This window comes from Burkholderia sp. AU4i, assembly GCF_000466765.1.
GTDB lineage: Bacteria > Pseudomonadota > Gammaproteobacteria > Burkholderiales > Burkholderiaceae > Burkholderia > Burkholderia cepacia.
Window position 1 is genome coordinate 1 of sequence record NZ_ASSI01000065.1, and the last position, 20811, is coordinate 20811.

Here is a 20811-nt window from a genome sequence, read left to right on the forward strand (position 1 = left end):
TCCGCTCGACGCCGTTCATCATCCTGCTCGTCGCGCTGCTGCCGTTCACGCGCGTGCTGATCGGCACGACGATCGGCGTATGGGCGGCCGTCGTGCCGCTGTCGATCGCCGCGATCCCGTTCTTCGCGCGGATCGCCGAGGTGAGCCTGCGCGAAGTCGATCGCGGGCTGATCGAGGCCGCGCTCGCGATGGGCGCGAAGCGCCGCCACATCGTCTGGCACGTGCTGCTGCCCGAGGCGCTGCCCGGCATGCTCGGCGGCTTCACGATCACCGTCGTCGCGCTGATCGGCTCGACCGCGATGGCGGGTGCCGTCGGCGCGGGCGGGCTCGGCGATCTCGCGATCCGCTACGGCTATCAGCGTTTCGACACGACCGTCATGGCGACCGTGATCGTGATCCTGATCGCACTCGTTTCGGCCGTGCAAATCACGGGCGACCGCCTGGTCCGACGCGTGACCCGGCGTACCTGAGCGGCGCCACAAGCGCCGGCTCTTTTCATTGAAGACCCTGAGAGAACGATACCCATGACCTTACCCATCGGCGCGCCGCGCGAATGGAACGGACAATTCGAGGAAGCGCTGTTCCTGGACGTCGCGCGACGCCATCGTCCCGGCTTCCCGGACAAGCTGGCGACACCGCCGCGCGAGCCGCGCGGCGAAGACGAACTGGCCGCCGTCGCCGACTACTACACGAAGATGGCGTCGCACGACCTGTTCATCGTGCAGGTCGTCGCGAAGGCGATCGACACGCTGTTCCGCGACGACCCGCACTTCCAGCTGATCCTGTCGCGCCAGCTCGGCGACGACGGCGCGCACGCGGTGATCGGCCGTGAGCGCGTGACCGAACTGACGGGGCGCGATCCGCTGCCGGAAATCGACCGGCTCGTCGCCGCGCACTGGGCGCGCATCGGCGACATCGCGGTGCGCGACGTCGCGGGCTTTCTCGCGTTCGAGTGGCATTACGAGCTGCACATCCTCGCGAAGCTGTGGATCCAGCGCAAGACCGGCCGTATCGGCGACAGCGCGATGCGCGAGCATGGCGAGAACCGGATCCGGCCGGACGAGGAGTGGCATCGCGTGCAGATCGTCCAGTGGTGGTTCGACACGTTGAAGGCGCTGCCGGCGGCCGAACGCGACGCGCTGATCGATCGCGTGATCGCGGCCGACGAGGAAACGCAGGCGCGGCTCGACGGTTACCTGCACGACGAGTACGCGCACACCGCGCACGTGTTCGGTGCGGATATCGCCGAATACCGCGCGATCTACGACGACTGGCGGCGCGAGATCCTCGCGCGGTTGACCGGCAGGCGCGAACTGGGGAAACTCGTGCCGTTGTCGGAAGCTGTCTCGACCCAGGAACAGGAAGCCGTCGCATGAACGATCCCCGCGGCCCGGCGACGCTCGCCGCTGCAACGGATGTGTCAGCCGTCGATCCGGACGCACTGGCGTGCGTCATCGAAACGCTGCGCGAAACCGCCGCCGCGCGCGATCGCGCGGGCGGCCACGCCGCGCAGGAAAAGCAGTGGCTTGCCGACGCGGGCCTGCTGACGCTCGCGGTGCCGCGCGAATTCGGCGGGCAGGAAGCCGGGTGGCCGGCGATCTACGACACGATCCGGCGGATCGCGCGCGTCGACAGCGCGCTCGCGCATCTGGTCGGGTTCCAGATCCTGCAGGTGGTGAGCGTCGACGTGTGGGGCAGCGCGGCACAGCGCGAACGTTATCTGCGCGGCACGGTCGAGCATCGCTGGTGGTGGGGCAATGCGGTCAACCCGCTCGACACGCGGCTGGTCGCGACCGCGACGCCCGACGGCGGCTACCGGCTCGACGGCGTGAAGGGCTTCTGTTCGGGCACGCGCGGCTCGCAGCGCATGACGGTGTCCGCGCACGATCCGCAAGCGGGCCGCACCGTGTTCGGCGTGGTGCCGACCGATCGCGCGGGGATCACCGTCAACGAAGACTGGGACCCGATCGGCCAGCGCCAGACCGACAGCGGCAGCGTGAGCTTCGACGGCGTGACGCTCGCGCCGGACGAGGTGCTGCACCGCTCCGAGGCGCCGCCGACACCGCGCGCGACGCTGCGCACGCTCGTGTCGCAACTCGTGCTGACGAACCTGTTCGTCGGGCTCGCGGAAGGTGCGCTGGCGGAAGCGCGCGACTACGTGCTGAAGCATGGCCGCCCATGGATACAGTCGGAGGTCGCGCAGGCGAGCGACGATCCGTACACGCTGCAGCGCTTCGGCGACATGCGCGTGCGGGCGATCGCTGCGGCGGCGCTGGCCGATCGCGCGGCGGCCGCATTGCAGCGCGCGTGGGCGCGGCAGGATGCGCTGACGGCGGACGAGCGCGCCGAGGTGGCGCTCGCGGTATCGGAGGCGAAGATCGTCGCGCAGCGCGCGGCGCTCGACAACGGCGAGGCGCTGTTCGACGCATGCGGCGCGCGCGCGACGGCCGCGTCGCTCGGCCTCGACCGCTTCTGGCGCAACGCGCGCACGCATACGCTGCACGATCCGCTCGACTATCGGCTGCGTGACGTCGGCCGGTTCGCGTTGACCGGGGAATTGCCGCCGGCGTCGCTCTATACGTGACGGATTGACACCGGAGCGGGCGCGGCCTGCTCCGGACAACACCCTGCCGGCATGCTGGACGTCCGAAATGATATGTTATATCGTTGCGATACAATATATCATTCGTTCCTCAACGTCCTCTTCCGGAATCGCCCGATGAGCACCGCACTCCCTCCGTCCACGCGGCTTCCCGTGACCGTCCTGTCCGGCTTTCTCGGCGCCGGCAAGACGACGCTGCTCAACCACATCCTGAACAATCGCGAGGGCCGTCGCGTCGCGGTGATCGTCAACGACATGTCCGAGGTCAACATCGACGCCGCGCTCGTCCGCGACGGCGGCGCAGGGCTGTCGCGCACCGACGAGAAGCTGGTCGAGATGAGCAACGGCTGCATCTGCTGCACGCTGCGCGAGGATCTGCTGATCGAGGTCGACCGGCTCGCGCGCGAAGGGCGCTTCGACCAGCTCGTGATCGAATCGACCGGTATCTCGGAGCCGCTGCCGGTGGCCGAGACGTTCACGTTCGAAGGCGAGGACGGCCGCAGCCTCGGTGAAGTCGCGCGGCTCGACACGATGGTGACGGTGGTCGACGCGTTCAATTTCCTGCGCGACTACGCGTCGCGCGACAGCCTGCAGTCGCGCGGCGAATCGATGGGCGACGAGGATGCGCGCACGGTGGTCGATCTGCTGATCGACCAGATCGAGTTCTGCGACGTGATCGTGATCAACAAGATCGACCTGATCGACGACAGCGCACGCGAGCGGCTGGTCGCGCTGCTGCGCGGGCTCAACCCGCGGGCGAGGATCGAGATCGCCGAATTCGGCAAGGTGCCGCTCGAGCGCGTGCTCGACACGGGCCTGTTCGATTTCGACGCAGCATCGCGCGCGCCGGGCTGGCTGCAGGAGCTGCGCGGCACGCACACGCCGGAAACCGACGCATACGGCATCCGCAGTTTCGTCTACCGCGCGCGGCGGCCGTTCCACCCGCAGCGCTTCTTCGCGCTCGTCGAAAGCGAATGGCCGGGCGTCGTCCGCTCGAAGGGGTTCTATTGGCTGGCCACCCATCCGACCGTCGCCGGTTCGTGGTCGCAGGCCGGCGCGGTCGCGCGGCACGGGCCGGCCGGCCACTGGTGGGCGGCCGTGCCGCCCGAGCGCTGGCCGCAGGACGCGGAAGCCGTCGCGCAGATCCGCGCCCGCTGGGACGAGCGCGTCGGCGACGCGCGGCAGGAACTCGTGCTGATCGGCATGGACATGGACGAGCCCGCGCTGCGCGCGCGCTTCGACGCGTGTCTGCTGACCGACGCCGAGATGGCCACCGGCCCCGAACACTGGACCACGTGGGACAACCCGTTTCGCGACTGGCCCTGACCTGAACGCGCTTCCTGCATCGATCCGGATGGAGAAGGCGCTCCACCGGATCCCGAGCATGAATGCCCCCCTTCCCGATATCTCCCTGACCGATGCCGCGCCGGGCCGCCGCCCGCTCGAATGGGTCGGCATGCAGGGCATCGACCTGCCCGTTGCGGTGGCCGAGCCCGGCTGCCGGCGCGACGTGCATGCGCGCGCCGACGTGCAGGTCGACCTTCCCGTACCGCACGTGAAGGGCATCCACATGTCGCGGCTGTACAGGCTGCTCGACGGGCTCGGCGATGGCGACGCGCTGTCGCCGGCCGGCCTTCGGCCGGTGCTGCAGGCGATGGTCGACAGCCATCGCGACTGCGACACGCGCCGTGCGCGGCTACGGCTGCGCTTCGACCTGCTGGCGCGCCGCGCCGCGCTGGTGACCGACGGGCTTGCCGGGTGGAAGGCCTATCCGGTCCGGATCGACGCGACGCTGACCGACGCCGGGTTCGAGCTGCGCGCGCAGGTGACGGTCGTCTATTCGTCGACGTGCCCGTGCTCGGCCGCGCTGTCGCGGCACTGGGTCGAACAGGCGTTCCTGGCGGCGTTCGGCCGCGACGATCGCGTGGAACCGGCAGCGGTCGCCGCGTGGCTGAAACGGCATGCGACGGCGGCCACGCCGCACAGCCAGCGTAGCGAAGCCGTCGTCAGCGCGGGGCTGCCGGCCGATGGCGCGACGCTCGGGCTGATCGACCTGATCGATCGCGTCGAGCACGCGCTCGGCACGCCGGTGCAGACGGCCGTCAAGCGCGCGGACGAGCAGGCGTTCGCGGTGCTGAACGGCGGCAACCTGATGTTCGTCGAGGATGCCGCGCGCCGGATCCAGGCCGCGCTGGACGGCCGCCATGCGCAACCGCGCGTGCACGTGCGCCATCTGGAAAGCCTGCACCCGCACGACGCGGTGGCCTGGGCCGCGCCGGTTCGCGATGGCGCCGACGCATGCTGATCCGCAAGCTGTTCCGGTTCGAGAACGCGCACGTGGTGCGCGGCTGCAGCACGCGGCGTTGCTCGCATTCGATCCACGGCCATTCGTATCGCGTCGAGCTGCTGCTCGAGGCACACGCGCTGGACCACGGGCAGATGATCTACGACTTCGGGCTGCTCAAGGGCGACGTGCGCGACCTGATCGACGCGTTCGACCACGCGGTGACGCTGTGGTCGGATGACGATCCCTGCTACGTCGAGAGCATGCGCCGGCATTCCGAGCGCTGGGTGCTGCTGCCGGTGTCGCCGAGCGCCGAGCAGTTCTCGCGCGTGTTCTTTCGCCTCGTCGATGCGGCGCTGTCCTGCACGCGCATGTCGAACGGCGAAGCCGGCGTGCGGCTGCATTCGATCATCGTTCACGAAACCGAGACCGGTTACGCGCAGTGTTTTCGCGACGATGCGTTCAACCCGCGCATGGGCCGCATCGACCTGGACGACATCGTGTTCGCGCCGGCCATCGCCGGACAGTGGCGCGATCCGGGCCTGTTCGAGCGGATCAAGCGCGGCCGTTCGATGTCAAGACAGGAATCCTGATGATCAGAAAGAACCCGCGCGGCGACCTGCCGCAGATACACCCGAGTGCATTCGTCGATCCGACCGCCATTCTGTGCGGGCTCGTGATCGTCGAGGAGAACGTGTTCATCGGCCCGTACGCGGTGATCCGCGCCGACGAAACGGATGGCGACGGCCGGATCGCGCCGATCGTGATCGGTGCGCATTCGAACATCCAGGACGGCGTGGTGATCCATTCGAAGTCGGGCGCGAGCGTCACCATCGGCCAGCACACGTCGATCGCGCATCGCGCGATCGTCCACGGGCCGTGCAAGGTCGGCAACGGCGTGTTCGTCGGCTTCAACAGCGTGCTGTTCAACTGCACCATCGACGACGGCTGCGTGGTGCGCTACAACGCGGTCGTCGACGGCTGCCACCTGCCGCCGGGCTTCTACGTGCGCTCGACCGAGCGCATCGGGCCGGAAACCGATCTCGCCGCGTTGCCGCAGGTGACGGCCGACGCGAGCGACTTCTCCGAGGACGTCGCGCGCACGAACAATGCGCTGGTGCTGGGCTACAAGCACATCCAGAACGAATTCTGAGCCATGGATGAACCCGTTCGACGTGAAGGGGGCGCGACCGACGCGCTGAAGCGACGCCATGTCGACCTGCTCGTGCACGGCGGCACGGCGATGACACCCAACGGCGCCGAGCAGGTCGACGTCGCGTGCGTGGATGGCCGTGTCGTCGCGCTGGGTGCGTTGCATGGCACGTGGAGCGCCGACGTTCTCCTGGATGCCGGCGGCCTGCATGTGCTGCCGGGTGTCGTCGACAGTCAGGTGCATTTCCGCGAACCGGGCCTGACGCACAAGGAGACCATCGAGGCCGGCACGCGCGGCGCGGTGCTCGGCGGCGTCACGACGATCTTCGAGATGCCCAACACGCATCCGCTGACGCTGACCGCTCAGGATCTGCAGGCCAAGCTGGAACGCGCGCGCGGCCGCGCGTGGTGCGACTACGCGTTCTACATCGGCGGCTCGGCCGCGAACGCCGAACGGTTGCCGGCGCTTGAAGCGCTGCCGGGCTGCGCGGGCGTGAAGGTCTTCATGGGCAGTTCGTTCGGCGACCTGCTGGCCGACGACGAAGCCGTGTTGCGCCGGATCGTGCGCAACGGGCGGCGGCGCATGGCCGTGCACGCGGAGGACGAAGCGCGGCTGCGCGCACGCCGGGCGCTCGTCGAAGCGAGCGGCGACGTGCGCGACCATCCGCGCTGGCGCGACGTGCAAAGCGCGCTGGAGGCGACACGGCGCATCGTCGCGCTGGCGGCCGAGACGGGCCGCCGGCTGCATGTGCTGCACGTGTCCACCGCCGAGGAAATGGCGTTGCTCGCGCGGCACCGGCGGCGCGTGACCGTCGAGGTCACGCCGCATCACCTGAGCCTGCATGCGCCCGATTGCTACGAACGGCTCGGCACGCTCGCGCAGATGAATCCGCCGGTGCGTGAACGGCATCATCGGGATGCGCTGTGGCAGGCCGTTCGCGACGGCGTGGTCGACGTGATCGGCAGCGATCACGCGCCGCATACGCGCGACGAAAAGCGCCGGCCCTATCCGCAGTCGCCGAGCGGGATGACCGGCGTGCAGACGCTGCTGCCGCTGATGCTCGATCACGTGCACGCGGGCCGCGTGAGCCTCGAACGACTGGTCGACCTGACCAGCGCCGGGCCGGCGCGCATCTTCGGCATCGCGGGCAAAGGGCGGATTGCGGTGGGCTACGACGCCGATTTCAGCATCGTCGACCTGCGCGCGCGGCGGATCATCCGCGACGAATGGATCGCCAGCGTCAGCGGCTGGACGCCTTACGACGGGTGCGCGGTCACGGGCTGGCCCGTGCATACGGTCGTGCGCGGCCAGGTCGTGGTGCGAGACGGCGCGCTGAACGGGGAGCCGCAGGGGCAGGCCGTCACGTTCCTGGACGCCTAGATCGGCAGGCGAACCGTCTGCTTGATGCGCTTCAGCGGAATCTCGGTTTCGACGTTGCGCACGCCTTCGATCTGCGTGAGCGTTTCCATCTGGAAGCGCTGGTAGTCGTCGAGATCGCGGGCGATCACGCGCAGCAGATAGTCGTAGCTGCCGGCCATCAGGTGACATTCGAGCACTTCGGGCGCCTGCTCCATCTCGCGCGCGAAGCGTTCGACCGTCGTCTTGTCCTGGCGCTCCAGCGTGACGCGCACGAACGCCGTGAATCGCAGGTCGACGGCGGCCGGGTTCAGCAGCGCGACATACGCGTCGATCACGCCCTGTTCCTCGAGCAGGTGAACGCGGCGCAGGCAGGGCGTGGCGGACAGCCCGGCCTGTTGCGCGAGTTCGGCATTCGTCTGGTTCGAATTCCGTTGCAATGCACGCAGAATGCGCCGGTCGATTGCATCCAGTTTGATTGACATTTTTGACTACCCAAGCGGTGGATGCTAGAGAATAGCGCCAAAATCGATAGCCAAAGTAGCCGAATACGCATCCAATCTCCATGGGAAGGCGCCGATAATCCGACGACAGGCCGGGCGATTCCCGTCCGCCGGCAATCCCGTTCAGGAGCTATCCCATGTCGCATCCATCCTGGCTGCCGTTCATCGCAACGTCGCTGCTGATCATCGTCACGCCGGGCCAGGACATGGTGCTCGTGATGTCACGTACGCTGTCCGACGGCACGCGCGCGGGCCTCGTGACCGCGGCGGGCGTCAGCGTCGGGCTGCTCGTGCACACGATGCTCGCGACGCTCGGGCTGGGCGCGCTGCTGCAGGCATCCGAATGGCTGTTCACCGCGCTGAAGGTCGTCGGCGCGTTGTACCTGCTGTATCTCGGCATCACGCTGTTGCGCTCGTCGGGCGAACTGACGCTCGCGAGCGGCGACGGCGCGCAGGCATCGCGGCTGCGTACGTTCGCGCAAGGCGCGCTGTCGAACGTGTCGAATCCGAAGGTCGCGCTGTTCTATCTGGCGTTCCTGCCGCAGTTCGTGCCGGCGGGCGCCGCGCATCCGATGTTGTCGTTGTTCGTGCTGGGCGCGACCTTCGCGGGCCTGACGTTTCTCGTCAAGGGGCCGGTTGCGGTGTTCGCCGGCCTGCTGTCCGCATCGATCCGCCGCAACCCGCGGATCCTGACGCGCATGCACCGCGTCAGCGGGGTGGTGCTGCTGGGGCTCGGGGTGAAGCTGGCGCTCGAGCGTCGCTGATGGCGGGGCGCTCGTGCGCGTGTCGTCGCGCGCGGTCGCGCATGGCCGGTCGCGTCGGATAAACGGCGTGCCGCATGTGGCTGCCGTGCCATCGGCGCGGTCGCACCGATGGCACGCCTTCCGGCATCGAGCAAGCGCTTCTCGATGCGTCGCGCGTCGGGCCGATTACCAGCGATAACCGACGCCCGCGCCTGCGCCGATCGAGCCGTGGCCCGACACGGCCGTCGTCACCGAGCCCTTGACCAGCCATTTCGTGGTCGCGACGGAAAGACCGACCGCCATCGCGCTTTGACCGCCGTACGTGCCGCCGCCGAGTGCGACGACCTTTTCGCCGGGCAGCACGGCTTGCGGCATGTTGGCCATCGCGATCGCGCTCGCGGTGCCCGCATCCGAGTCCTTGCGGTACTTCGACATTTCCTCGCGGACGGAGTTGATTGCACCGTTCAACTGGCGCACGTTCACGCCATCCGTCGGCGCGGTGCCGTCGGCCATGTTGGTCAGCTGGCGCTCGGCGCCCGGCGCACCGATCGATACCGTGTTGTCGCGCGACGCGACCGAGTTGGCGCCCAAGGCGACCGCATTGTTTGCCGGTGCCTGGCTGTTCGCGCCGATCGCTGTCGAATTGTTGCCGGAGACATTCGAACCGGTTCCGATCGCCGTGCCGTTCGCTGCCGTGACTTTCGAATTCGCGCCGGTTGCGGTGCCGTTCGCTGCCGTGACGGTCGAGTTCGTGCCGGTTGCGGTGCCGTTCGTTGCCGTGACGGTCGCGTTCGTGCCGGTTGCCGTGCCGTTCGCTGCGGTGACGGTCGCGTTCACGCCGATACCCGTCCCGTTGTCTCCCGACACGTTCGCGCCGTTGCCGAGCGCCGTGCCGTTCGTCGCGCTGACCGATGTGTTCTTGCCGATCGCGGTGCCCGTGCTGTCCGCGACCGTGCCGCTCGGGACGCTCGACGAAATCTTGCCGACGGTGTTCGTGAGCGCGGCCAGATCCGTCGTCAGCGTGGAGACCTGATTGGCGATCGAGAAGAGCTGCGAACCGTTGACCGCGTCCGTGCTGGTCGCGCTGATCGCGCCGGCCGCGACGTTGACGATCTGGCGCTCGGCACCCGCGCTGCCCACGCTGACCACGCCGACCGGCGTACCCGCGAAGCCGCTGTAGCCGACGCCGTTCAGCGTTACGCTGCTGACGGTGGTTGCCGCACGCGTGGCCGCATTCGAACCCAGCGCCACCGAATTCGCGTCGGCCGCGTTCGCGCCTTCGCCGATGGCGACCGCATTCACCGCGGAGGCCGTCGCGCGGGCGATCGCGACGCTGCCGGTCGCGGATGCCGAACTGTCGACGCCGAGCGCGACCGCATCGCCGGCACCGGCGTTGGCCTGGAAGCCGAGCGCCGTGCCGCCGGCCGCGCTGCTGCCTTTGCCGACCGCCGTCGAGAAGGTTGCGGTGGCGCTGGCGCCCTGGCCGACTGCCGTCGATTGATCCACGGCGAACGCGCCCGAACCGAATGCCGACGCCGTGGCGCCGTTCGCGACCGCGCCCTGGCCCACCGCCGTCGCGTTGAGACCGGTCGCACCGGCAAACGCGCCAATTGCCGTCGCATGGTCGCCGTTCGCCACGGCATTGCCGCCCAGCGTCGTGGCTTGCGTACCGGTTGCGACGGACTGCCGCCCGATCGCCACGGTTTCGCTGTACGCGCCGGTCGACGAGCCAGAATCGGCGACTGCCGACGGGCCGATTGCGATGTTGTCGCAGCCCCGTGCCGTGGCCGGATACGTACTGGTGCCCGAAATCGCGATGTTGTCCGAGCAGCCTGCGACGGTATCGATCGCATTGCCGTTCTGCACATAGGAAGCCTGCGCCGGTGCGGAAGCCGCGAATGCGACGACCGCTGCGCTGACGGCGATGGCCAGCGCCGCTTTCGACTTCACCGGCGCGTGCTGCACCGGATTCCCCGACCCTCGATGATTCTTGTTCATGTTGTTCCTGGGCTTGATATGAAAATTGTGTTTTGGCTAGCGTGTCCGTCTCACGATTTCCCTGTCGCCTTGGTTCGAGTACGATCCGATTGAAAAGATGTACTAAACAAATTTGACATTTGGCGGAATGAATCCGAGCGGGAAACGGCGCAGGGGCGGCTGCGTCGTTTGACGTGTTCCGGCACGCTGGCGCGTGCCGGAACGGCAGCCTGAGATGCGACGACGCATTCTGATCGGACGCGCGGGCGCCCGGGTTTGCCGTAGCGGTCGATCTTTATGCTTCAGGGGAAATCCGGCTGCGGAAATGCGCGCCGGCGGCCGGCATGGCCGTGATGGCGCGGAAGCCGGCGTTCGTGCGCCGGCTTCCGTCACGCTCCGTTGCGCACGTTATTGCGCCGGCAACGCGTCCGCCAGCGCCCGCATTGCTTCCACCGTCTCCGGATTCGCGGGGAAAAACGCCTCGATCGCGAGTTCCGACAGCGTCACGTCGACCGGCGTGCCGAACACCGTCGTCGTGCTGAAGAACGTCAGTTCGCCGGCCGCCGTGCGCAGCCGCAACGGCACGGCGATATCCGCGAAGTCGGTGCGCGCATGCGTGTCGTCGGGCTGGCCGGCCGGTGCCGGATACGCGGCGAGTTCGTCGCGCAGCGTGTGCAGCGCGCGGTCGCCGCTTGCATCGATCTGCCGCTGCAGCCGATGCAGGATGTGCGCGCGCCACTCGTGCCAGTTGACGATCTGCGACGCGAGGCCGTCCGGGTTCAGGCTCAGCCTCAGCACGTTGACGGGCGGTTGCAGCAGCGACGGATCGGCCTGCGCGACCAGCGCGCCGAGCATCCGGTTCGCGGCGAGCAGCGTCCAGTGACGATCCACGGCGAGCGCCGGGTAGGGCTCGTGGCCGCGCAGCACGGCTTCCACCGCGTGGCGCGCGGCATCGAGCTGCGGATCCGAAAACGGCCGTTCGCGAAACAGCGGCGCGAAGCCGGCCGCGACGAGCAGCGCATTGCGTTCGCGCAGCGGCACGTCGAGACGCTCCGCGAGATGCAGCACCATCTCGCGGCTCGGCTGCGCGCGGCCCGATTCGACGAAGCTCAGGTGGCGCGCGGAAACGTCCGCGTCGAGCGCGAGCGCCATCTGGCTCAGGCGTCGGCGTTGCCGCCACGTGCGCAGCAGCGGGCCGATGCCGGACGCGCGGCCGGCGGACGGGGAGGGCGAGTGGAGGGCGGCGGTCGGGTTCATGCAGCAGATGATAGGCAATCCCGCGTGCCTTGGGCATTACCTGCGACGTAAGCATCGCGCCTCCCCGGGCGCGTCGCGGCGCTGCGTTACCATAGCCCCCGTGCCAACTGAGAGACGACGCCGGACCCGCGATTGAAAACGCAAGGGCCGACGCCGTGCATATTTACGACAAGGCATTCCAGGGGAATCCAACAATGAAAAAACTTGCCGTCCGGCTCGCCTGCGTGGCGACGCTTGCATTCACCGCGATCAGCGCCCACGCGCAAACCGAAGCCGCGCAGGTGGAAATGAGGGCCGCGGCTGCCGCCGCCAACGACGCGGTCGTGAAGGGCCCGACCGAGATCGACGTGAAACACGAAGCCGTGCTGAAGCTGAAAGCCGGCGAATCGTTCGTGCCGGCCGCCGAAGCCGGCCGCTACCTGCGCTCGATGGGCAACTCGATCGACGAAACCCGGCTGGTCGGCCTCGTGCTGCCCGACGATCCCGATGCCGACTGGATCTCGGTCGTGTCGTTCGAGCCGAGCGGTTATATCCGCGACGACGACGCGAAGGACTGGAAACCCGACGAACTGCTGAAGAGCCTGCAGGCCGGCACCGAGGAAGACAACCCCGGGCGCAAGGAACGCGGCCTGCCCGAAACCGAGGTGGTCGGCTGGGCGAAGGCGCCCGCGTATGACGCGGCCACGCACCGGCTCGTCTGGTCCGCGATCATCCGCGACAAGGGCGCCGCGCCGAACGCCGAAAATGACGGCGTGAACTACCGGACGCTCGTGCTCGGCCGCGACGGCTACCTGTCGCTGACGATGGCGTCGACGCTCGCCGACCTGCCGAAATACAAGGCGTCGGCCGACGAGCTGCTGTCGAACATCAGCTTCAATGACGGCAAGCGCTACGCCGACTTCAACAAGTCGACCGACCACGTCGCTGAGTATGGCCTCGCGGCGCTGATCGTCGGCGTCGGCGCGAAGAAGCTCGGCCTGCTCGCGCTGATCGGCGCGTTCGCGGTGAAGTTCTTCAAGGTCGGCGCGGTTGCGCTGCTGGCCGGCGGCGCCGCGCTGAAACGCTTCTTCGGGCGCAAGCCGAAGCCGGCCGCGGTGCCGGCCGTCGCCGACGCATCCGGCGTGTCCGATGCATCCGCCACGGAGCGCAAGGAATGACGAAGCTGTTGCTGCTGATCTTCGGCGGCCTCAAGCTCGGCAAGGTGCTCGTGTCCGCGGGCACCATGCTCGCGTCGATCGCGGTCTATGCGCTGTTCTACGGCTGGCGGTTCGCGGCCGGTTTCGTGGCACTGCTGCTGGTGCACGAGGCCGGCCACTACGTGGCCGCGCAGCGGCGCGGGCTCGACGTCGGGCTGCCGACTTTCATCCCGTTCGTCGGCGCGTGGATCCAGCTGAAGGAGATGCCGCACGACGCGGAAACCGAGGCGTACGTCGGGCTCGCCGGGCCGTTCGTCGGCACGCTCGGTGCGCTGGCCTGCTACGCGGCCGCGCGCCACTACGACAGCAACCTGCTGCTCGCGCTGTCGTACACGGGCTTCTTCTTGAACCTGTTCAATATGATTCCGCTGTCGCCGTTCGACGGCGGGCGGATCACCGCGGTGCTGTCGCCGCGCATCTGGTTCGCGGGCGTGCCGGTGCTGATCGCGCTGTTCGTGTACCGCCCGAGCCCGCTGCTGATCGTGATGGCGATCCTCGCGCTGCCGCAGCTCAAGCGCGCATGGCGCTACGATCCCGACGCGCCGGAGAATCGCGTGTACTACGCGACGTCGATCGAGACGAAGACGACGTACGCGCTCTGCTACGTCGGCCTGCTCGCGTTCCTCGCGCTGATGACGTCCGGCGTGCACGACATGCTGCGCGTCGCGCATTCCGCGGCCTGACGCAAAAACGGCGGCCGCTGTTACGCGGCCGCCGTCGTTTCCCTTTTCCTTCTTATCGCCGAATCTCACGCGTCGCGATGCCGCAGCTCAACGCGCCGGATGTCCTTCACGATCACGAGATAGCTGAACACCGTGACGAGCGCGTTCAGCCCGACGAACACGAGTGCGCCGTTGAACGAGCCGCTCGCGCCGACGAGATAGCCGATCGCGATCGGCGCGACGATGCCGGCCGTATTGCCGAACATGTTGAACAGGCTGCCCGACAGGCCGATCGCTTCCTTCGGCGCGGTATCCGCGACGACGGCCCAGCCGAGCGAGCCGATGCCCTTGCCGAAGAACGACACGGCCATCAGCACGATCACGAGCGCTTCGCTGTCGACGTAGTTGCAGCCGATGATGACCATCGACAGCGCCATCCCGCCGACGATCGGGATCTTGCGCGCAAGCGTGAGCGACACGCCGCGGCGGATCAGCCCGTCGGACAGCATCCCGCCGAGCACCCCGCCGAGGAACCCGCAGATCGCGGGCAGCGACGTCATGAAGCCGGCCTTCAGCAGCGACATCCCGCGTGCCTGCACGAGGTAGATCGGGAACCACGTGAGGAAGAAATAGGTGAGCACGTTCACGCAGTACTGGCCGAGATACACGCCGATCAGCATCCGGTTCGACAGCAGCTGGCGCACGTAGTACCAGCCCGCCACGCGGCGGCCTTCCGAACGCAGGCCGTCGGTGCCGCGCACGGTCGTGCGCACGAGGCCGCCCCCCAGCTCGATATGCTCGAGTTCCGCGCGGTTCACGGCCGGATGGTCGGCCGGATCCTTCACGACCCGCAGCCACAGGAACGCGAGCGCGATGCCCGTGAGGCCGAGCCACAGATACACCTGGTGCCAGCCGTACGCATGCGTGAGCCACGCCATCAGCGGCGAGAACACCACGGCCGCGAAGTATTGCGCGGCGTTGAAGATCGCGGACGCCGTGCCGCGCTCGGCGGTCGGGAACCAGCTCGCGACGACTTTCGCGTTCGCGGGAAAGGCGGGTGCCTCGGCGATGCCGACCGCGAAGCGCATCGCGAACAGCGCGGCCACTGCGAACGCGGCGCTGCCGCCGAGCCCGATCGTGCCCTGCAGCAGCGTGAACGCCGACCACAGGAAGATGCTGGCCGCATACACGCGGCGCGCGCCGAAGCGGTCGAGCAGCCAGCCGCTCGGCAGTTGCGCGAGCACGTAGGCCCAGCTGAACGCCGAGAAGATGTAGCCCATCGTCACCGGGTCGATGCCGAACGCCTTGCGGATCGGCGTGCCGGTGATCGACAGCGTCGCGCGATCCGCATAGTTGAGCGTCGTGACGACGAACAGCATCGCCAGGATCCAGTAGCGCACGGCGGTCCGGCGTGCGGTGCGCGCGAGGTCGAGCGGAAGATCGCGAGGGGTGGTCTGATTAGGCACTTTAATGTACGTCGTCGTATGACATGGTGCGGAGTTTATGTGGGTTGGCCGACCCCGGAAACCTCGGGTTTTCCCGTTGGGTACAACGCGAAACGCCCACAATTTGGGCATGAGCCGAATCAATAAGGGATTCGCACATTGTGTGGCAAGATCGACGACCCGCGTGAATCGCAAAATCATGTCGGCAGACATCGTATCTGTTGGGCTACAATGAGCCCATCATTCCCGAACCACGGAGCACACCCATGCAACTGACAGGAGAGATGCTGATCGGCGCCGAAGCGGTCGCCGGCTCGGCCGGTACCTTGCGCGCGTTCGACCCGTCGAAGGGCGCGCCGATCGACGCGCCCGCGTTCGGCATCGCGGCGCCGGCCGACATCGAGCGTGCATGCGAACTCGCGCGCGACGCGTTCGACGCGTACCGCGCACAGCCGCTCGCGGCCCGCGCGGCATTTCTCGACGCGATCGCGGATGAAATCGTCGCGCTCGGCGACGCGCTGATCGAGCGCGCGCACGCTGAAACGGGCCTGCCCGTCGCGCGGCTGCAGGGCGAGCGCGGCCGCACCGTCGGCCAGCTCCGGTTGTTCGCGCGTGTCGTGCGCGACGGTCGTTTCCTCGCCGCGTCGATCGATCCCGCGCAGCCCGCCCGCACGCCGCTGCCGCGCTCGGACCTGCGGCTGCAGAAAGTCGGGCTCGGGCCCGTCGTCGTGTTCGGTGCGAGCAATTTCCCGCTCGCGTTCTCGGTGGCCGGCGGCGATACGGCGTCGGCGCTCGCGGCCGGCTGCCCGGTGATCGTGAAGGCGCATGAGGCGCACCTCGGCACGTCCGAACTGGTCGGCCGCGCGATTCGCGCCGCCGTCGCGAAAACCGGGATGCCGGCCGGCGTGTTCTCGCTGCTGATCGGCCCCGGCCGCGTGATCGGCGCGGCGCTCGTCGGCCATCCGGCGGTCCAGGCCGTCGGCTTCACGGGGTCGCGGCAGGGCGGCATGGCGCTCGTGCAGATCGCGAATGCCCGCCCGCAGCCGATTCCCGTCTATGCGGAAATGAGCAGCATCAACCCCGTCGTGCTGTTCCCGGCGGCGCTCGCCGCGCGCGGCGACGCGATCGCGACGAGCTTCGTCGATTCGCTGACGCTCGGCGTCGGCCAGTTCTGTACCAACCCGGGCCTCGTGCTCGCGATCGACGGCCCCGATCTCGACCGCTTTGAAGCCGTCGCCGCGCAGGCGCTCGCGAAGAAGCCGGCCGGCGTGATGCTCACGCCCGGGATCGCCGATGCGTATCGCCATGGCCGCGGCAAGCTGGCCGAACTGCCGGGCGTGCGCGAAATCGGCGCGGGCGAGGCCGCGCAGACCGACTGCCAGGCCGGCGGCGCGTTGTACGAAGTCGGCGCGCAGGCGTTCCTGGCCGAGCCGGCGTTCAGCCACGAAGTGTTCGGGCCGGCGTCGCTGATCGTGCGCTGCCGCGATCTCGACGAAGTCGCGCGCGTGCTCGACGCGCTCGAGGGCCAGCTCACGGCCACGCTGCAGATGGACGCCGACGACAAGCCGCTGGCCCGCCGGCTGCTGCCGATCCTCGAACGCAAGGCCGGGCGCCTGCTCGTGAACGGTTACCCGACCGGCGTCGAGGTGTGTGACGCGATGGTGCACGGCGGCCCGTTCCCCGCGACGTCGAACCCGTCCGTCACGTCGGTCGGCGCGACGGCGATCGAGCGTTTCCTGCGCCCGGTGTGCTACCAGGATTTCCCGGACGATCTGCTGCCCGAGGGGTTGCAGGAGCAGAACCCGCTCGCGATTCCGCGGCTGCGGGACGGGAAGGCGGAGTGACGGGCGGCGACGATTGAGCGTGTGATTTCCGGCCGCCGGTGCGTCGGGGTCGGTGCCGGCACGCGGAAACCAAAAGGCGGATGTGGCCGGTGGGCCGCTTCCGCCTTTTTTGCATGAGGGGTTTCGGTGCAGACAGGTTTGTTCGAAGTGTCGACAAGAATCATGTCGGGGCAGCATGGGGGGCGGCGGTCGGAGCAGCGGCCTCGGGGTACGTGACTGCCGTGGATCTTGCCGTCTTCCCCGTCCCCCGGTTTTCTCCTACAGTAGCGAAGCCTCGGGCCAGCCGGCCCGCAGGCAAGCCTGAGAGACCGACAAAAGACAACGAGGGAACCCCCGATGAACATCAACAAGCGTGGCGATCACCTGTTCGCGGCCGGATTGTGGAAAGCGATCGGCGACGTCGCGAAATCCGTGCGCACCCAGGTCGGCCAGTACAGCGAAGGGCGCGTGCTCGCGAATGCGTTGCTGGAATTCCAGCGCGACCTGGGCGGCAGCGAATTCGACGTGACGATCAACCAGGGGCGCGTCGTCACGGGCGCCGACGCGCATTCGCTCGTGTTCGGGCAAGCCGTGCGCCGTTTCCGGCAGGACATGGAAGCACTGGTGTTCGCGCTCCAGTACCGGCGCGGCATCGACGAACGCGACCCGGGCCTGCGCACCGAAGCACTGCTGCAGGCGAACAGCCAGCTCGCGACCGCGAAGCAGTCGGCGACGATCACGGTCGGCCGGTTCTTCGATGCGGTCGTCGACCGCGACGTGCTCGGGCAGATCCTCGACGGCGAATCGAATGCGCGCGCGCGGGCGGGCACGCAGGGGCAGATCGAGGCGACGCGGGTCAGGCTCGCGAACGTGCGCCACCGGATCGTCGGAATCATCGCGCAGATGTGACGCGGCCGGACGGCCTGCAAGGCGGGGGGGCGTCACGCGAAGCGCTGCGCCGGAGGCGGCACCCGTCGCGGCGGATGCGTGCGGGGTTACTGCTGCGAACGGTCGCGATACCGTCGAACCGGCGCGCGACGCGACAACCGGCCTGCGTGGCGCCGATCAACGCACCGCGCAGGCCGCCCCCGCTTACTGCGGGCCCATCTTCTTGATCAGCACGTCGAGTTCGGCCGCTTCGGCCTCGGTGAGGTCGACGAGCGGCGCCCGCACGGGGCCCGCGTCGTGGCCGACGAGCTTCGCGCCCGCCTTCACGATGCTGACCGCATAACCCGCGCGGCGGTTGCGGATCTTCAGGTACGGCAGGAAAAACGTGTCGATCAGGTGGCCGACCGTTGCGTGGTCGTCCTTCGCGATCGCTTCGTAGAACTCCATCGCCGTCTTCGGGATGAAGTTGAACACGGCCGACGAATACACCGGCACGCCGAGCGCCTTGTACGCGGCGGCATAGACTTCGGCCGTCGGCAGGCCGCCGAGATACGCGAAGCGGTCGCCGAGGCGGCGGCGGATCGTCACCATGCTTTCGATTTCGCCGACGCCGTCCTTGAAGCCGATCAGGTTCGGGCAACGATCGGCGAGGCGCTCGAGCATGTCGGCGTTCAGCTTCGAATTCGCACGGTTGTACACCACGACACCGATCTTCAGGGCGCGGCACACCTGCTCGACGTGCTCGGCGATCCCTTCCTGGCTGGCTTCGGTCAGGTAATGCGGCATCAGCAGCACGCCGCTCGCGCCGAGGCGCTCGGCCTCCTGCGCATATTCGATCGCGACGCGCGTCGCGCCGCCCGCGCCGGCGAGGATCGGCACCTTGCCCTTGCAGGTTTCCGTCGCGACGCGGATCACGTCCGAATACTCGCGCTGCGTGAGCGAGAAGAATTCACCGGTGCCGCCGGCCGCGAACAGCGCGCTCGCACCGTACGGCGCGAGCCATTCCAGGCGCTCGGCATAGGTGGACGGGCGGAAGCTGCCGTCGGCGTCGAAGTCCGTCAGCGGAAAGGACAGCAGGCCGTGGGAGATGATCTGTTTGAGTTCTTGCGGTGAAGTCATGGTCGGGTCGTCCGTCTAGCGCGAGTGCTGGTTCGTCGGGAACGGCATACGAGCCAAATTGGCGATGTCGTTGTATGTCATCGTACAACGAGGGAAAGGACCGCGCAAGCGATTTGCTGGCGGGTAAATGATAGGGTCTTTCCGGATAAGGGTTTACGCAGCATCGCAGGCCAGAGTCGAATGTCGTATGATGACTAACAATATGGCCGACAGCCTCCAGGAATTCCGATGACTGCTTCCCCGCTCTACATCCGCGTGCATCCGGACGACAACGTCGCGATCGTCGTCAACGACGGCGGCCTGCCCGAGGGCGCGACGTTCGCCGACGGGCTGACGCTGCGCGAAGGCGTGCCGCAGGGGCACAAGGTCGCGCTGGTCGATCTCGCGGCCGGCGACCCGATCGTCCGCTACAACGTGGTGATCGGTTATGCGCTGGCCGAGCTGCGACGCGGCAGCTGGGTCAACGAGCGCACGATGCGCATGCCCGAGCCGCCGGGGCTGGACAACCTGCCGCTCGCGACGCGTGCCGCGCCGCCGCTGCCGCCGCTCGAAGGCTATACGTTCGAGGGCTTCCGCAATGCCGACGGCTCGGTCGGCACGCGCAACATCCTCGCGATCACGACGACCGTGCAGTGCGTGTCGGGCGTCGTCGAGCATGCGGTGCGGCGGATCAAGGCCGAGCTGCTGCCGCGCTACCCGAACGTCGACGACGTGGTCGGGCTCGAGCACACCTACGGTTGCGGCGTCGCGATCGACGCGCCCGACGCCGACATCCCGATCCGCACGCTGCGCAACATCAGCCTGAATCCGAACTTCGGCGGCGAGGTGATGACCGTGAGCCTCGGCTGCGAGAAGCTTCAGCCCGAGCGTCTGCTGCCGCCCGGCGCGATTCCGGTGGCGGCCGACGGCGCCGGCGACAACGGCGGTGTCGTGTGCCTGCAGGACGCCGCGCACGTCGGCTTCAACTCGATGATCGACTCGATCATGACGATGGCCGAATCGCATCTCGAGCGGCTGAACCGCCGCCGCCGCGAGACGTGCCCCGCGTCGGATCTCGTCGTCGGCGTGCAATGCGGCGGCAGCGATGCGTTCTCGGGGCTCACCGCGAATCCGGCCGTCGGCTTCGCGGCCGACCTGCTGGTGCGCGCGGGCGCGACGATCATGTTCTCCGAGGTGACGGAAGTGCGTGACGGTGTCGCGCAGCTCACGTCGCGTGCGGCGAACGAGGACGTTGCGCGCGAGATCATTCGCGAGATGGACTGGTACGACCGTTACCTGCAGCGCGGCCGCGTCGACCGCAGCGCGAACACGACGCCCGGCAACAAGAAGGGCGGCCTGTCGAACATCGTCGAGAAGGCGATGGGCTCGATCGTGAAGTCGGGCAGCGCGCCGATCGCCGGTGTCGTGCGTCCCGGCGATCGCGCGAAGCAGAAGGGGCTGCTTTATGCGGCGACGCCCGCGAGCGACTTCATCTGCGGCACGCTGCAGCTCGCGGCAGGGATGAACCTGCACATTTTCACGACCGGCCGCGGCACGCCGTACGGCCTCGCACAGGTGCCGGTGATCAAGGTCGCGACGCGCAGCGATCTCGCGCGCCGCTGGCACGACCTGATGGATCTCGACGCGGGGCGGATCGCGACCGGCGCGGCGACGATCGAGGACACCGGCTGGGAACTGTTCCGGCTGATGCTCGACGTCGCGAGCGGCAAGCGTCGCACGTGGGCGGAGCAGTGGAAGCTCGCGAATGCGCTGACGCTGTTCAATCCGGCGCCGGTGACCTGACGCGCGCGGCCGATGCCGCCG

Annotated in this window: 19 protein-coding genes; 14 read left to right on the forward strand and 5 right to left on the reverse strand. The window is 68.4% G+C overall.

The window, feature by feature from the left end; genetic code table 11:
- The 8 genes from L810_RS15765 to L810_RS15800 form a co-directional block, all read left to right on the forward strand.
- On the forward strand, positions 1-470 hold a 470-nt coding region (locus L810_RS15765; RefSeq protein WP_042974898.1), incomplete at its 5' end, for a methionine ABC transporter permease.
- Positions 471-524: 54 nt separating this feature from the next.
- Positions 525-1376, forward strand: coding sequence for a hypothetical protein (locus L810_RS15770; protein WP_021159288.1), 852 nt, complete (start codon positions 525-527; stop codon positions 1374-1376).
- Positions 1373-2584 carry an acyl-CoA dehydrogenase family protein gene (locus L810_RS15775; RefSeq protein ID WP_021159289.1) on the forward strand — a complete coding sequence of 404 codons (1212 nt, stop codon included), beginning with the start codon at positions 1373-1375 and terminating at the stop codon, positions 2582-2584. Before L810_RS15770 ends, L810_RS15775 begins: the two co-directional genes overlap by 4 nt.
- Before the next feature lie 135 nt (positions 2585-2719).
- Positions 2720-3928, forward strand: coding sequence for a zinc metallochaperone GTPase ZigA (gene zigA / locus L810_RS15780; protein WP_060194046.1), 1209 nt, complete (start codon positions 2720-2722; stop codon positions 3926-3928).
- 58 nt (positions 3929-3986) lie between these two features.
- A complete protein-coding gene (gene folE2 / locus L810_RS15785) occupies positions 3987-4907 on the forward strand; it encodes a GTP cyclohydrolase FolE2 (RefSeq protein WP_042974922.1) in 921 nt (306 codons plus the stop codon).
- Positions 4901-5479: a 6-pyruvoyl trahydropterin synthase family protein gene (locus L810_RS15790; protein ID WP_021159292.1), complete on the forward strand. Its 579-nt coding sequence runs from the start codon at positions 4901-4903 to the stop codon at positions 5477-5479. The genes folE2 and L810_RS15790 overlap by 7 nt, the downstream gene beginning before the upstream one ends.
- Entirely contained in the window at positions 5479-6039 is a 561-nt protein-coding gene (locus L810_RS15795; RefSeq protein WP_021159293.1) for a gamma carbonic anhydrase family protein, read from the forward strand. The genes L810_RS15790 and L810_RS15795 overlap by 1 nt, the downstream gene beginning before the upstream one ends.
- Before the next feature lie 3 nt (positions 6040-6042).
- Positions 6043-7419, forward strand: coding sequence for a dihydroorotase (locus tag L810_RS15800; protein WP_042974901.1), 1377 nt, complete (start codon positions 6043-6045; stop codon positions 7417-7419).
- Here L810_RS15800 and L810_RS15805 read toward each other — a convergent pair.
- A complete protein-coding gene (locus tag L810_RS15805; protein ID WP_042974902.1) occupies positions 7416-7880 on the reverse strand; it encodes an Lrp/AsnC family transcriptional regulator in 465 nt (154 codons plus the stop codon). The genes L810_RS15800 and L810_RS15805 overlap by 4 nt on opposite strands.
- A 155-nt stretch (positions 7881-8035) precedes the next feature.
- On the opposite strand from L810_RS15805, the gene L810_RS15810 reads away from it, so the two are divergent.
- On the forward strand, positions 8036-8662 hold the full coding sequence (locus tag L810_RS15810) for a LysE family translocator (protein ID WP_042974904.1): 627 nt from the start codon (positions 8036-8038) through the stop codon (positions 8660-8662).
- Positions 8663-8827: 165 nt separating this feature from the next.
- Here the strand turns inward: L810_RS15810 and L810_RS15815 are convergent, their stop codons facing one another.
- Both L810_RS15815 and L810_RS15820 read right to left on the reverse strand, forming a co-directional pair.
- Positions 8828-10639 carry a YadA family autotransporter adhesin gene (locus L810_RS15815; RefSeq protein ID WP_021159294.1) on the reverse strand — a complete coding sequence of 604 codons (1812 nt, stop codon included), beginning with the start codon at positions 10637-10639 and terminating at the stop codon, positions 8828-8830.
- Between the two features lie 387 nt (positions 10640-11026).
- Complete coding sequence (locus tag L810_RS15820; protein ID WP_021159296.1) at positions 11027-11875, reverse strand: helix-turn-helix domain-containing protein; 849 nt, start codon at positions 11873-11875, stop codon at positions 11027-11029.
- A 194-nt stretch (positions 11876-12069) separates the two neighbouring features.
- Here L810_RS15820 and L810_RS15825 point away from each other — a divergent pair, with 194 nt between their 5' ends.
- Both L810_RS15825 and L810_RS15830 read left to right on the forward strand, forming a co-directional pair.
- Positions 12070-13032, forward strand: coding sequence for a DUF2167 domain-containing protein (locus L810_RS15825; RefSeq protein ID WP_042974906.1), 963 nt, complete (start codon positions 12070-12072; stop codon positions 13030-13032).
- Positions 13029-13754: a site-2 protease family protein gene (locus tag L810_RS15830; RefSeq protein WP_021159298.1), complete on the forward strand. Its 726-nt coding sequence runs from the start codon at positions 13029-13031 to the stop codon at positions 13752-13754. Before L810_RS15825 ends, L810_RS15830 begins: the two co-directional genes overlap by 4 nt.
- 65 nt (positions 13755-13819) lie before the next feature.
- On the opposite strand, the gene L810_RS15835 is transcribed toward L810_RS15830, so the two are convergent.
- On the reverse strand, positions 13820-15199 hold the full coding sequence (locus L810_RS15835) for an MFS transporter (RefSeq protein ID WP_021159299.1): 1380 nt from the start codon (positions 15197-15199) through the stop codon (positions 13820-13822).
- Between the two features lie 245 nt (positions 15200-15444).
- On the opposite strand from L810_RS15835, the gene L810_RS15840 reads away from it, so the two are divergent.
- Positions 15445-17022, forward strand: a complete 1578-nt coding sequence (locus L810_RS15840; RefSeq protein ID WP_042974907.1) for an aldehyde dehydrogenase (NADP(+)) — start codon at positions 15445-15447, stop codon at positions 17020-17022.
- A gap of 336 nt (positions 17023-17358) precedes the next feature.
- Entirely contained in the window at positions 17359-17910 is a 552-nt protein-coding gene (locus L810_RS15845) for a hypothetical protein (RefSeq protein WP_021159300.1), read from the forward strand.
- A gap of 183 nt (positions 17911-18093) precedes the next feature.
- Here L810_RS15845 and kdgD read toward each other — a convergent pair whose 3' ends face one another.
- Positions 18094-19008, reverse strand: coding sequence for a 5-dehydro-4-deoxyglucarate dehydratase (kdgD, locus tag L810_RS15850; RefSeq protein WP_021159301.1), 915 nt, complete (start codon positions 19006-19008; stop codon positions 18094-18096).
- A gap of 228 nt (positions 19009-19236) precedes the next feature.
- Here kdgD and garD point away from each other — a divergent pair, with 228 nt between their 5' ends.
- Entirely contained in the window at positions 19237-20790 is a 1554-nt protein-coding gene (garD, locus tag L810_RS15855; RefSeq protein ID WP_021159302.1) for a galactarate dehydratase, read from the forward strand.
- The last annotated feature ends 21 nt before the right edge of the window (positions 20791-20811 follow it).

Coding starts and splice junctions, on each gene's coding strand:
- L810_RS15770 (WP_021159288.1), top strand. CDS start 525: ATGACCTTACCCATCGGCGCGCCGCGCGAATGGAACGGACAATTCGAG.
- L810_RS15775 (WP_021159289.1), top strand. CDS start 1,373: ATGAACGATCCCCGCGGCCCGGCGACGCTCGCCGCTGCAACGGATGTG.
- zigA (WP_060194046.1), top strand. CDS start 2,720: ATGAGCACCGCACTCCCTCCGTCCACGCGGCTTCCCGTGACCGTCCTG.
- folE2 (WP_042974922.1), top strand. CDS start 3,987: ATGAATGCCCCCCTTCCCGATATCTCCCTGACCGATGCCGCGCCGGGC.
- L810_RS15790 (WP_021159292.1), top strand. CDS start 4,901: ATGCTGATCCGCAAGCTGTTCCGGTTCGAGAACGCGCACGTGGTGCGC.
- L810_RS15795 (WP_021159293.1), top strand. CDS start 5,479: ATGATCAGAAAGAACCCGCGCGGCGACCTGCCGCAGATACACCCGAGT.
- L810_RS15800 (WP_042974901.1), top strand. CDS start 6,043: ATGGATGAACCCGTTCGACGTGAAGGGGGCGCGACCGACGCGCTGAAG.
- L810_RS15805 (WP_042974902.1), bottom strand. CDS start 7,880: ATGTCAATCAAACTGGATGCAATCGACCGGCGCATTCTGCGTGCATTG.
- L810_RS15810 (WP_042974904.1), top strand. CDS start 8,036: ATGTCGCATCCATCCTGGCTGCCGTTCATCGCAACGTCGCTGCTGATC.
- L810_RS15815 (WP_021159294.1), bottom strand. CDS start 10,639: ATGAACAAGAATCATCGAGGGTCGGGGAATCCGGTGCAGCACGCGCCG.
- L810_RS15820 (WP_021159296.1), bottom strand. CDS start 11,875: ATGAACCCGACCGCCGCCCTCCACTCGCCCTCCCCGTCCGCCGGCCGC.
- L810_RS15825 (WP_042974906.1), top strand. CDS start 12,070: ATGAAAAAACTTGCCGTCCGGCTCGCCTGCGTGGCGACGCTTGCATTC.
- L810_RS15830 (WP_021159298.1), top strand. CDS start 13,029: ATGACGAAGCTGTTGCTGCTGATCTTCGGCGGCCTCAAGCTCGGCAAG.
- L810_RS15840 (WP_042974907.1), top strand. CDS start 15,445: ATGCAACTGACAGGAGAGATGCTGATCGGCGCCGAAGCGGTCGCCGGC.
- L810_RS15845 (WP_021159300.1), top strand. CDS start 17,359: ATGAACATCAACAAGCGTGGCGATCACCTGTTCGCGGCCGGATTGTGG.
- kdgD (WP_021159301.1), bottom strand. CDS start 19,008: ATGACTTCACCGCAAGAACTCAAACAGATCATCTCCCACGGCCTGCTG.
- garD (WP_021159302.1), top strand. CDS start 19,237: ATGACTGCTTCCCCGCTCTACATCCGCGTGCATCCGGACGACAACGTC.